At 38.8% G+C, this 12,836-nt stretch carries 12 protein-coding genes and 1 tRNA gene; 5 read left to right on the top strand and 8 right to left on the bottom strand.

Annotated elements, in window-relative coordinates:
• On the top strand, positions 1-709 hold a 709-nt coding region (locus Q8907_06400; GenBank protein ID MDP4273892.1), incomplete at its 5' end, for a methyl-accepting chemotaxis protein.
• A gap of 95 nt (positions 710-804) precedes the next feature.
• Here Q8907_06400 and Q8907_06395 read toward each other — a convergent pair.
• The 7 genes from Q8907_06395 to bamD all read right to left on the bottom strand — a co-directional run bounded on the left by Q8907_06395 (position 805) and on the right by bamD (position 8,026).
• The gene (locus Q8907_06395) at positions 805-1,947 is read right to left on the bottom strand and encodes a DUF819 family protein (GenBank protein ID MDP4273891.1); all 1,143 of its coding nucleotides are present in this window, start codon (positions 1,945-1,947) and stop codon (positions 805-807) included.
• A 129-nt stretch (positions 1,948-2,076) separates the two neighbouring features.
• Positions 2,077-2,913 (bottom strand): SDR family oxidoreductase, encoded by an 837-nt coding sequence (locus tag Q8907_06390; GenBank protein MDP4273890.1) that lies wholly within the window; start codon positions 2,911-2,913, stop codon positions 2,077-2,079.
• Positions 2,914-2,958: 45 nt separating this feature from the next.
• Positions 2,959-4,620 (bottom strand): DNA repair protein RecN, encoded by a 1,662-nt coding sequence (gene recN, locus Q8907_06385; GenBank protein MDP4273889.1) that lies wholly within the window; start codon positions 4,618-4,620, stop codon positions 2,959-2,961.
• A gap of 61 nt (positions 4,621-4,681) precedes the next feature.
• A complete protein-coding gene (locus Q8907_06380) occupies positions 4,682-5,593 on the bottom strand; it encodes a DUF4835 family protein (protein ID MDP4273888.1) in 912 nt (303 codons plus the stop codon).
• 4 nt (positions 5,594-5,597) lie between these two features.
• On the bottom strand, positions 5,598-6,809 hold the full coding sequence (coaBC, locus tag Q8907_06375; GenBank protein ID MDP4273887.1) for a bifunctional phosphopantothenoylcysteine decarboxylase/phosphopantothenate--cysteine ligase CoaBC: 1,212 nt from the start codon (positions 6,807-6,809) through the stop codon (positions 5,598-5,600).
• A gap of 19 nt (positions 6,810-6,828) precedes the next feature.
• A complete protein-coding gene (locus Q8907_06370; GenBank protein ID MDP4273886.1) occupies positions 6,829-7,194 on the bottom strand; it encodes a DNA-directed RNA polymerase subunit omega in 366 nt (121 codons plus the stop codon).
• A 43-nt stretch (positions 7,195-7,237) separates the two neighbouring features.
• Positions 7,238-8,026, bottom strand: a complete 789-nt coding sequence (gene bamD / locus Q8907_06365; GenBank protein ID MDP4273885.1) for an outer membrane protein assembly factor BamD — start codon at positions 8,024-8,026, stop codon at positions 7,238-7,240.
• A 322-nt stretch (positions 8,027-8,348) separates the two neighbouring features.
• Between bamD and Q8907_06360 the strand changes: the two genes are divergently transcribed.
• Complete coding sequence (locus tag Q8907_06360) at positions 8,349-9,590, top strand: aminotransferase class I/II-fold pyridoxal phosphate-dependent enzyme (protein MDP4273884.1); 1,242 nt, start codon at positions 8,349-8,351, stop codon at positions 9,588-9,590.
• Positions 9,591-9,661: 71 nt separating this feature from the next.
• Here the strand turns inward: Q8907_06360 and trxB are convergent, their stop codons facing one another.
• Positions 9,662-10,636, bottom strand: a complete 975-nt coding sequence (gene trxB / locus Q8907_06355; protein ID MDP4273883.1) for a thioredoxin-disulfide reductase — start codon at positions 10,634-10,636, stop codon at positions 9,662-9,664.
• A gap of 164 nt (positions 10,637-10,800) precedes the next feature.
• Here trxB and Q8907_06350 point away from each other — a divergent pair.
• The 3 genes from Q8907_06350 (at position 10,801) to Q8907_06340 (ending at position 12,754) form a co-directional block, all read left to right on the top strand.
• Positions 10,801-10,877, top strand: a tRNA-Pro gene (locus Q8907_06350).
• Positions 10,878-11,189: 312 nt separating this feature from the next.
• Positions 11,190-11,426 (top strand): DUF1016 N-terminal domain-containing protein, encoded by a 237-nt coding sequence (locus Q8907_06345; protein MDP4273882.1) that lies wholly within the window; start codon positions 11,190-11,192, stop codon positions 11,424-11,426.
• 728 nt (positions 11,427-12,154) lie between these two features.
• Positions 12,155-12,754 carry a hypothetical protein gene (locus Q8907_06340; protein ID MDP4273881.1) on the top strand — a complete coding sequence of 200 codons (600 nt, stop codon included), beginning with the start codon at positions 12,155-12,157 and terminating at the stop codon, positions 12,752-12,754.
• The last annotated feature ends 82 nt before the right edge of the window (positions 12,755-12,836 follow it).

Here is a 12,836-nt window from a genome sequence, read left to right as displayed (position 1 = left end):
GGTTGCAGTCAGTGCTGAAACAATAGCCCAGTCCAGTCAGCTTTTTAAAGACAGTGCAAATGAAATGTCCGAAGGTTCCAGACAACAGGCTTCAGCAACTGAAGAAATTTCTTCTTCTGTTGAAGAAATGTATGCCAATATTCAACAGAATACGGACAATGCTAAAGAAACCCAGGTCATTTCTGAAAAATCGGCTAAAGAAGTTAACCGGAATAAAGAATCCTTCCGCATTGCTTCAGAATCCCTTAAAAAAATTGCAGAAAAGGTTTCAATTATCGATGAAATAGCTTTTCAAACAAATATTTTGGCCCTAAATGCTGCAGTTGAAGCAGCCCGGGCAGGGGAAAACGGCCGCGGATTTGCTGTAGTGGCCGGCGAAGTCAGGAGACTGGCCGAAAAAAGTAAAACTGCAGCTGCAGAAATCAACGGAGTAACCAAATCAACCCTGGAAATGTCCACTTCTGCAGAAAAAGGATTGGGTTTCCTGGTTCCTGAAATTGAGAAAACCGCCAATAAAGTCGGCGAAATTTCCTCTGCCAGCCTTGAACAGGTAACCGGTATCGAGCAGATCAACAATGCCATGCAACAGCTTAATGAGGTTGTACAGTCAAACGCACAACGTTCGGACGAAATCAATGAACAATCCATTGTTCTGGCACAGCACGCCGATCAGGTGAAAGAAATCATTTCCAATTTTAAAGTAGAATAATTATTTCAGACTAAATCAAAACAAAAGCCTCATATTTTTGATTATGAGGCTTTTGTTTTTTCTATTCGGTTTTTTCTTCTTCTTTTACAAAAAAATCACCTTAACAGGTAAGCAACCAATATACCGATATAATTACCGATAGCATAACCAATGATGCCCACCGTTAAACCGGATATGATAATTTCGCGGTTTTTAAGGGAAGCAGCAACCAATGGTACAAAAGGAGGAGAATTAATCACGGCAGTTGATGTAATAATGACTGTATCCGTATCTACCTTGAAAATACGGGCCAATATAACATGACCGGTAAGTGTTCCAAAAATAGCAAAGCTGACATAATAAAGCAGGTATAATGAGTTGGAAAGGGTCAAATCTTTAAAATTAGCCATGGAAGCAACCACCACACTAAAGACAAGAATAAAATACATCCCTGTCTCAAATGTTTTTTCAATTTTGTTGACAGAAGGGATCAATGAAGCCAAAATTCCTAAGGTGGTAATGGTAAGAATGGCAACAGTCGTGGAATAAGAATGAGGTACCAGAAAAGTCAGTCCAAAGCCAATGGAGGCAATTAATACGGCTATACCCAAAGCCTTGAGCAGGGGGAAAAAATATCGTTTAGTAAAAATCCCGGCATAGGGGTCATTGCCATTCCCGTTAATGTGTTCATCAAAAAGACAACCGTAAGGCACGTATTTGGGAAGGAACAAATTAAAAAATCTTTGTGCAACGGTCATCAGAAAAAGCATATATACTGATGACATAATAATGTCGCAGGTATTGGTAATGATATAGGCCGAAGACTTTACATGCAAAGCCGAAGCAATAGCAGCCATATTAAAAGTACCGCCAGTATATACACCTGCCAACATTCCTGCAACCTTCCAGGACTCATCAATGTGTTTACCCCAGAAATGAAAACCCAGAACCAGCACTATGACCAACGAAACCTCACTTAAAACCAGGGAAAGAAGTGCTTTTGCCGCAATTCTAAACCATCCTTTTATATTCAATGAAAATAAAAGCAAAGGTAAGGCAAGCGGGATGGACAAGATTGAAAGGATATTCTGGACCTGGTCGCTACCTTCAGGCAATATTCCTATATTGCCCAGGATTAAGCCGATGATATAAGCGATTACAATTGAGCCCAGTTTATTGACGAAAGGGAAACGGTGACAAAGTATAAGGATGACAATGGGAGAAAGCAGGTAAAATAATACAAGGATAAAAAGTGACATAAGATAAAAAAATAATAAAGAAATGATTTCCGTTAGATAAAAACGGATTAAAAATAAAAACAATAAACCACTAATGTTTATTGTTTTTATTAATTTCTAAAAAAAGTTATAGGTATTATGAGGTCAGGGTTATAAATTCTGCTCAGAATCAAAACTTTTAGAATATTGTGTAATCGCTTTTAAACTCATGCCCATATTGGAAAAACCACCATCATGATACAAATTTTGCATGGTGACTTTCCGGGTCAGATCAGAGAAGAGGGTAACGCAATAATCGGCACATTCATCAGCTGTAGCATTTCCCAATGGAGACATCCGGTCGGAGAAATCATACAAAGCATCAAATCCTTTGATCCCATTGCCTGCAGTGGTATGAGTAGGCGATTGGCTGATGGTATTTATCCTTACATGACGTTCGCGGCCATATATATATCCGAAACTGCGGGCAATAGATTCCAAAAGGGATTTGGCATCAGCCATATCGTTGTATCCGGTCAAAGTACGCTGGGCAGCCACGTAAGTTAATGCCACTATCGATCCCCATTCCTTTATGGCATCTGTCTGATAGGCAGTCTGCAATATTTTGTGAAACGAAAGCGAAGAAATATCCAAAGTCTTTAAAAAATTGGGATAATTAATGTCTTCGTAAGGAATCCCTTTTCGAACATTAGGTGACATACCAATTGAATGCAATATAAAATCTATTTTTCCTCCAAATATTTCCCGGGTTTTCTTGAACAGATGTTCTATATCCCTTACATCCGTAGCGTCAGCGCCAATCACTTCGGCATGGCATTTTTCAGCCAATTCCTTAATTTCCCCCATTCTCAATGCACTGGGTGCATTGCTAAGGACAAATTCAGCACCTTCATCGTATGCTCTTTCCGCAACTTTCCAGGCAATGGAATTTGAATTCAAAGCACCGAATATTATTCCCTTCTTCCCTTTTAATAAGTTGTATGACATAATTTCTTTTTTAAATTTCAAACAGATTAAATTTAATTTACAGAATTAAATGGAACTGGACAACAATGTCTTTGCATTATCTATAGCAGCTGCTGTCATCTTTTCCCCACTCAACATTTTGGCAATTTCCATGACCCTTTCTTCAGGCTGCAGTAACCTGACCTGAGTGTAAGTAGTGTGGTTATTGTCTTTTTTATAAACCACATAATGATAGTTCCCCTTGCAGGCGATTTGAGGAAGATGCGTAATATTAATCACCTGCATATTTTTAGACATTTTTTTTAGAATATTCCCCATCTTGTCGGCCACCTCACCGGAAACACCGGCATCAATTTCATCGAATATAATGGTAGGCAGGTCTATGTTCGAGGAAATGATATATTTAATGCTCAGCATCACCCGGGAAAGCTCCCCGCCTGAGGCAACCTTCGAAATATCCTGCAAGTCGGATTGTTTGTTAGCCGAAAACAAAAAGCTTACACGATCCAGACCATTGGGGGTAAAATCTTCCAGAAGGGAATGAACAACCTTGAAATTGGCATTACGGATACCCAACTGTTGCAACACTGCAATTACTTCCTTTTCCAGAGAGGGAATCACCTTCATTCTATCGTCTGATAATTTTGCAGCTAATTTGCAGAGTTTATCTTTTTCTTCAGCCAATTTTTTTGAAAGAAGGCCAATTTGAGTGTCGAAAGAAGTAATACCTTCAATCTTATTCCCAAGTTCATCCCGGAGGATGATCAGCTCATCTACCGACCCAACCCGGTGTTTCTGCTCCAGCCCGTATATCAGATCCAGACGTTCATTGATAAATGCTGTCCGCTCAGGATTAATCTCCATCTTTTCGTTCAGCATGTCCGTTTCAGCGGCAATATCCTTCAGTTCGATATAGGCACTCTCCAGGCGCTGATTGATTTCACTCACCCTGGGGAAAAAAGGGATTAACCTACCAGTCAGGCTTACCGATTCTTTTAACTGATTAAGTACAGAATTTCCATCATCCGAAAGGAGCTGGTCGGCAAGGGAAAGATTACGCTTTATTTCTTCGGCATGTTTCAGTTCTTCAAGCTCAACTTCAAGACCTTCCTGTTCGCCCGAAAGCAGTTTGGCTTCATTAAGCTGATCGAACTGAAACTGAAAATAATCCAGATCACTTTTAGCCTTAGAAGCATTTTCAAGAATATCCTTATAGTCCTTCTCCAACAGCCTGTAATTTTTATAACAGGACCTGTACTTTTCAAACAACTCATTATGCTGAGCCAGGGCATCAATTACTTTTAACTGAAATAGATTATCGCTTAAATTCAGGTTTTGATGCTGGGAATGGATATCGATCAATTTGACTCCAAGTTCTCTCATCACACTTAAATTCACCGGGGTATCGTTAATAAAAGCCCTGGACTTACCCTCTTCATTAATTTCCCGGCGGATCAGGGTATTGTCTGAGTAATCTATATTGTTTTGGGTAAAAAAATCCTTCAGATTATATCGGGTAATGTCAAATTCGGCTTCAGCAATACATTTCCTGCTTTTATCATTCAAAACACTGGTGTCAGCCCTTTGACCGATAATCAATGACAAAGCACCCATGATAATTGATTTTCCGGCCCCGGTTTCACCGGTAATAATAGAAAAACCCGGATGGAAATCAATAACAACTTTATCTATAATTGCATAATTCTGAATAGATAAATATTTCAGCATAATTGAACAGTCAATTTATTTGTAAAAATAAAAATAATTTGGCTTTAAACCCGATTAATTTTTATCCTGAAATTTTCTGATACTTTGCAACATTCGAAGGATCAATCTCTTTGAGAATTGTAATAACCTGATTTTTTTCATCGGAGAATGACTCAGTAAACACATTCACCCATTCATCAGATTTGGCATCCACAACTGTCTGAAGAAAAAACAGGTAAGGATCAGGTTTTTGCCGGTACACCTGTTGCAATAACCTTAAACTCTCAGCCATCTTAGTCCGCCCTTCGGCCAGTTTGGTGGAAAGCAAATCAAGTCCCAACCGGTGATATTGATATGTAAAATCGCGAACCGGCTGATACTTGTCATCCAGAATATTCTTAATCAGCCAGTAACGATTTTTATTTTTGGTGGCTTCGAAAGCCTTCCAACCTTTTTCCTTAGAATTCTGTGCAAAATTTACAATATTTTCTGCTTTTTGAAAAAACTCCGTTCCTCCTTCAGGGGAAAATGAATCGTAATCAAGTCCGATGATGAGATAGGCATAATAAGCAAGAATTGAGGTAAGATTGGAAAGATAAGACGTCTCACTAAATTCGAGAGGCTGGAATTCTATATATTGAAAATCCATGTTGTTGTCCATAAAATTGAACATCACCGTATTATAAGATGAATTATAAACAGGGCGCCTCGACTGAACCTGAATAGTTCCCTTGAATTCATCAGCATTTTGTTCGGTAAGATTAATCAGGATGTTACATTCAATACGTTCGTCAATATCAAATACATTGTTGGTCCAGTTACGGTTATTCATAAATTCGTAAATGGCATTCTGCAAGGTTTCAAACACCTTTTTGTTGGTACCCTGAATTTGGCTGGAAACAATCTGTACATTGCATTTCAGCTCCTGGGATTTCAGAATGGCCTGATGCACAATAAAAAACAAACAAAATAAAGCAATAAGCTTTTTAAACATTCTTTTACTGAATTAATCTTATAATTTCATTAACAATGTCTTTAGCAACTGCCTGTTTGGATTTCAATTCAAATTTTTGGGTATGATTTTCGGCATCAATGATGGTAATCTTGTTGGTATCCGTGGCAAAACCTGCCCCCTTATCCCTCAAAGAATTGAGGACGATAAAATCCAGATTTTTCTTTTTCAGCTTGGATTGGGCATTTTCAACTTCATTTTCAGTTTCCAGGGCAAATCCGACCAGGAATTGTTTTTGCTCCTTGATCTTACCTAAATCTGCCGCTATATCATCGGTTGGCTTAAGTTCTATAGAATAATTTTGCCTGGTTCTTTTTACTTTTTGTCCTGAAGGTGAAAGTGGGGTAAAATCCGCCACAGCGGCAGAAAGGATAGCACCGTCGCATGACCGGAATATGTCAAGGCAGGCTTTGTGCATTTGAGCAGCCGATTCAACAGAAATCCGTTTAATCAAGGGATGATTGATGTCCAATGAAGTAGGGCCTGAAACCAGTGTCACTTCAGCACCTTGTTGGGCTAATTCCATAGCCAGGGCATATCCCATTTTGCCGGTAGAGAAATTTCCTATAAACCTTACCGGATCAATTCTTTCGTAAGTAGGGCCGGCCGTAACAAGTATTTTTTTCCCGCTCAAAGCATTTTTTTCACTGCTTTCGGCCGAAAAAAAGTCAAAGATTTTTTCAAGAATAACTTCCGGTTCTTCCATCCTGCCTTTTCCAACAAGCCCGCTGGCCAGTTCACCCATCGCAGGTTCAATAAGAGTGACACCTAAAGAGCGTAAGACATCTAAATTTTTTTGGGTAACAGGATGCTGATACATATCCAGATCCATTGCAGGTGCTGCAAAAACAGGGCAACGGGCTGAAAGGAAAGTGGTCAGCAATAAATTATCAGCAATGCCATGGGCCATTTTCCCTAATGTATTGGCTGTTGCAGGAGCAATAACCATCAAATCGGCCCATACGCCTAAGCTGACGTGACTATGCCATTCACCGGTATCCGGTGTAAAAAAATCACAATAAACAGGATTATTCGAAAGGGTAGATAAGGTTAAAGGAGTAATGAATTTCTTAGCCAAAGGAGTCATGACCACTTTAACCTGGGCTTTATTTTTAATCAGCAACCTGACAAGTGTTGCAGCTTTAAAAGCAGCAATACTTCCGGTCACTCCAACAATAATATGTTTCCCTTCCAGCATGCAGCTTTGAATTAATTTTTTATTCGGGACGTTGTTCTACCTCTTCTTCAGATTTCTCGGCCTTTTCATTTTTTTGTGGAACACGATAATAAACTTCTTTATCTACAAATTCCTGGGTTGCAATTAAAGAAGGCTTAGGCAAGCGTTCATAAAATTTTGAAATTTCAATTTGTTCACGGTTTTCAAATACTTCTTCCAAATTATCAGAATAATAAGCAAATTCCTCAAGCTTCCTGTTCAGTTCCTGTTTCATTTCAACAGAAATCTGATTTGCTCTTTTAGCGATAACTATAACACTTTCGTAAATGTTACCTGTTTCAGTATCAAACTTGTTCAAATCCCTTGTAATAATTGAAGAAGGTGCCTTTGATTTTTTGTAATCCATATTTGTCATATAATTATAATTTTCAGTTGAGTAATTAAGTTGATTAATTTTTTAATTCCTTGGTTGATGTATCGTACATCTTTTCTGCCTCTTTAATATATATACTTTTAGGAAATTCGGCGATAAAAGAATAATATTCATCCACGGAATTCTGATAACGCTCTTTCTGCTTCTCCGGTATACTATAAGTAGCAAGTAAGTATTTTGATTTCAAAACCAAAAACATCATTTCCTCCCTGTATTTGGTGTCCGGATATTCGTTAAGGCTGTTATTTAAAGCGATAATAGAAGATTTGTATTCCCCTAAATCGAAATAAAGTTTTGCACTGATAAAAGATTTCTCCACCAACTTGTCTTTAAGTTCAGCAATTAAATCAAGACAGTCTTTTTTTCGCGAACTGTTAGGATATTTGATTAGAAAAAGCTGAAACGCCTGAATGGCATTATAAGTATTTTCCTGGTCCAGACTAGGGCGCGGAGAAGTCAGATAAAAACAGTAGGCGCAAAGGAAATTGGCTTCTTCTGCAAAATCGCTATACTGATAGGATTCTCCGAAATTCTTAAAATATTCACCCGAAAGAATATAATCACCTTGTCCATAAAGACTTTTGGCATATAAAAAATCTACCGTGTCGGCCTTTTCTGTACCTCTATAAAAAGATTGAATCTGTTCAAACAAATTGCCTGATTTCACATACTCTTTCTGATTGTAATACTCCAGGGCTTTTTTATATTTAAGGTTATAATCTGTACTTTTTAACAATTTTTCATATCCACTGCAGGAAGTGAATAATAAAATTATTGTTACAGAATATATTAAGTATTGTTTCATATCTGCTTTAAAAATTTACAAATTTAGACAAAATGCAAATATATAAAAATTATTTTGTATTAAATATTGAACAAAACCAGACCAGTAGTGCAAATATACAAGATAAAAAATCACATCTATCCGGAACATTTAAAATTCTTAGTATAACAACGGATGAATTATTATTCCATTGCCTGAGGCATAAAATTATTAATTCCTTATAGTTGATAAAAAACAGAATATCAAGGGAAAGAACCGAATTATTAAAAGTAAAAAAATGAATTTGGCGAATATTTAAAAAAATGTACATTTGTGAAATAATAATCATTAAAAGATAACAACAGTGGATATTTTTGATAAAGTACGAAAAAGAGGCCCTTTAGGTCAATATCAAAAGGAAGCTCAAGGCTATTTTATGTTTCCAAAATTGGAAGGAGAAATAGGTCCCCACATGAAATTTAGGGGTAAAGAAGTATTAAACTGGAGCTTAAATAATTATATTGGTTTATGCAACCATCCTGAAGTAAGGAAAATAGATGCAGAAGCTGCAAAAGAATGGGGTTTGGGATACCCAATGGGTGCCCGTATGATGTCAGGTCATACCACTAAACACGAAGAGCTGGAAGCACAGCTGGCTGCCTTTGTAAACAAGGAAGATGCCTATCTGTTGAACTTCGGCTACCAGGGTATGATTTCCATCATCGACACCATCTGTGGCAGAAATGATGTGATCGTTTACGATTCCGAAGCTCATGCCTGCATTATGGACGGTCTGCGTATCCACATGGGCAAACGTTTTGTTTATCCCCACAACGACATGCAGAACCTTGAAAAGGAATTACAAAGGGCCACTGCATTGGTTGAAAAAACAGACGGCGGCATCCTGGTCATTACTGAAGGCGTATTTGGCATGTCCGGCGAATTAGGTAAACTTGATGAAATCGTTAAGTTAAAGGAAAAATATAATTTCCGCATCCTGGTTGACGACGCTCACGGATTCGGAACTATGGGACCGACAGGAGCCGGAACTCCCGAACATTTTGGTGTTCAGGACGGCATCGATCTGCACTTCGCAACTTTTGCCAAAGCAATGGCTTTGATTGGCGGTTTTGTTGCCGGTAAGGAAGATGTTATTGATTTTCTGAAATACAACATGCGTTCCCAGATTTTTGCAAAATCCTTACCCATGGCCATGGTCGTGGGCGCTCAAAAACGTCTTGAATTGATTAAAACCCACCCTGAATTAAGGGGAAATCTTTGGAAAATTGTTCATGCCCTGCAAGACGGCTTAAAAGCACAAGGATTTAACATTGGCAATACCCAGTCACCTGTTACCCCGGTATATCTGAGCGGTACAGTTGCCGAGGCCACCAATATCATTTTTGACCTTCGTGAAAACTATAGCGTCTTCTGTTCCATAGTGGTATATCCTGTGGTACCCAGAGGCGTAATTTTAATCCGTATCATCCCTTCAGCTGTTCATACTTTGGAAGATGTTCAATATACCATCAAGGCTTTCTCTGAAATACACGAAAAACTGAAAGCTGGAAAATACGCTGCCGAACATATTGCAAGTATTTCATAAAAATATCATCAGACTAAAAAATAGCCGTTTGCTGTAAAAACAAACGGCTATTTTTTTGGGTACTGAACAATTTATTTTTTCAGGTTTTGATAATACCTTTCTGCATCAATGGCTGCCATACATCCCGAACCGGCGGCAGTGATCGCCTGCTTGTATTGAGGGTCCTGAACATCACCGCAGGCAAAAACACCAGGGATATTTGTTTTTGAAGTCCCCGGAATAGTTTTGATATATCCGTGTTCATCAACTTCCAAATAATCCTTAAACAACTCGGAATTGGGATGATGACCAATAGCCAGGAAGAACCCGGTAACTTCAAGCTTCTCCTCCTCCCCTTTTGCATTGATCACGATTACGCCATTTACAGCCTGATCGCCCACAATTTCTTTTACCCTATGCTCGAATAAAATCTCAATATTAGGCTTGCTGGCCACCTTATTCTGCATAATTTGGGAGGCCCGCAGGTAATTTTTACGGACGATCATCGTTACTTTCCTGCAAAGGCCCGAAAGATACACTGCTTCTTCACAGGCCGTATCCCCACCTCCAACAACAGCCACATCCTGGTTCTTATAAAAGAAGCCATCGCAGGTAGCGCAGGCCGAAACACCAAAACCTGCAAATGTCTTTTCGGATTCCAACCCCAAATACAAAGCATTTGCACCCGTGGAAATAATAACCGTATCGGCAGCGATGATTTTTTCATCATCAACCAGAACTTTATGCGGGTGACAGGAGAAATCCACTTTGGTAACCAGTCCGCTGCGAATATCAGCCCCAAACCGTTGAGCCTGGGCTTTTAGTTCATCCATCATCTGCATTCCGGAAACGCCGGAAGGGTAACCCGGGAAATTTTCGATAGTCGTAGTGGTCGTAAGCTGCCCTCCGGGTTGCAGGCCTTCAAAAATGACAGGTTCCAGATTGGCGCGTGCTGCATAAATTGCAGCCGTATACCCTGCAGGCCCAGAACCAATAATCAGGCATTTTACCTTTTCAGCCGCTTCACCCTGAATTTCCTTCACTTTATTTTCGCTTTGCGAATTCATTTCTTTAAAAAATCCCATATTGAAAAATTATTTTTTCTAATTAAACAAAAGAAACAGAAGACATTCATATAACATCTCTCAAACATCGAAAATAAAATATTGTTTTAAAGTTTCCAAAAATTTTGCAGTTTGTAATAAGATATGTATTTTTGCGCTGTCAAAATCGGGGTGTAGCGCAGTTGGCTAGCGTACTTGCATGGGGTGCAAGTGGTCGGAAGTTCGAGTCTTCTCACCCCGACCAGAAAAGGCTTCAGGATATTTCCTGAAGCCTTTTTCTTCCATACACCAAAAATAAACCATTAAATAAAATTCACGCAATTAGTTTGTTTAAGTCATTTATATCATACTATTAGTATAGTTTAATAACCAAAAACAAACCATTAACTACAAACTATTGGATTTTTCTCCTTTCCAAATTGAGTACAACCTGTGAATAAAACAAACTAAAATTCATCAATTTTATCAATAATACAATTATGCTCCTTGATGTATAACTCTTTTTGACCATTCCAATCATACAAGTTAAACCGGACGCCGTAGCCTTGAAAATTGGATGCTTGGCAGTGTTATTGTTGAAGAAGAACAAAATGGCAAGCATAGGGCTGCATACGGTGAGTTTGTTATTAAACAGTTATCCGAAAAACTTACGCTTCAATTTGGAAAAGGATCCGACATTAACAACCTCAAACTTTTTCGTAAGTTCTACATAGAATTTTCGGCTTTAAAATTTCAGGGAATCATTGGTGACACGGTGCGTAACCTTTTTCCTGACTACCAGGAAAACAAATAGGTGACACAGCGTGTAACCTTTTGCTGCGTCCGGAACTTACCTGATCCCATTACAGGTTATTAATGAGGGTCGAAGATATAAAAGCACGTCAGTATTATATTCAGGAAGCTGCCAACCAGCAATGGAATGTACGTCAGCTTGAAAGGCAGATAAATACATTTTTATGAACGTTTATTAGCTTCTCAGGATAAAAAAGCCGTAGCAAATGAAGCGATTGAAAATACCAAAGAACTTGTTGCAACAACAAACGAACATATAAAAGCCCCGTATATACTCGAATTTCTTGGTTTAAAACCTGAAATAAAGTACCTTGAAAAAGACCTGGAGCAAGCTAATTGCAATCCAGCCATTTGAACATCCAGGCTGCAGAATTGAAAGAAATGTCAAGCCAAACTTAAAATAATAAAAGTTCTAATACCCGGCGAAGCCGTCAAAAAAATATTCCTTATTGACAAAAAACTGTCTGAGCGTATTCGCCTGCAACAGAAATCAACAGTATTTTTCGCGAAGCGTTAACAAAAAAATCCTTATTAACTGCGCACCGTTCAAGCGCAGTCAGTCTCCTGACTGACGGAGCGCGTTTGCGCAGTTACAGTCTTTTTTGCTTCCTTTTTGTGACGACAACTTAGCGAAGCGATCTCATTCTCCGCTATTTCGCGGAGAATAAAAAGGAAGAGAATGAAGTAGCATATTTTTTAATCTTCCATATTGCCTAGTAATGGAAAAATATGAAATCAATAACATTCAATTCCCTTTACACCGCCCTTAAAGCCAAAGGCTTTAAAATATTTGAGAACGACAGTTCTCCCTATAACCTCAATATTATCGGGATAAGGAACAACAACCCTGTTCCAGATTCCTTTGATGATTATATCGTCGTCATGTGGAAATACAAAGGACAATGGAATTTCTTCATCAACCAAGCCACCACCGATCCCGGATTATATTCCCTCCGGCACCCCAAAAATCAGGATGGTACCGCTATACTAAAAGAAGGCCAGTACCTGGGTGCATACCAACTGGGGTTGCATCACGACAAATACAAAGCCCTGGTACAGGTAAAGCCGGTAACCGTAATCCGGGATTTTAACCGGGATAATAACCTCAACTTCACATCCGGCCGCGAAGAAACCGGCATCTTTGGCCTGAATATCCACCAGGCAAAACTTTCCGGCAAAACCATCAATATCAACCAATGGTCCGCCGGCTGCCAAGTCTTTGCCGATTCCCAACAATTTCGGTGCTTCATCACCACATGCGAGAAAGCTGAAAAATACTGGGGCAAACAATTCACCTATACCCTAATCAATATTAACGATTTGAAATAATAAGGTAAATAGCCAGGAGTCTCTTGTATCCGCTAATATCAAGTATCCCCAGGGTTGTATTCAATTCCAAATAAAATTTCAT

It is taken from the genome of Bacteroidota bacterium (assembly GCA_030706565.1).
Taxonomy (GTDB): Bacteria; Bacteroidota; Bacteroidia; order Bacteroidales; family JAUZOH01; genus JAUZOH01.
This window is presented reverse-complemented; position numbering and strand designations above follow the sequence as displayed.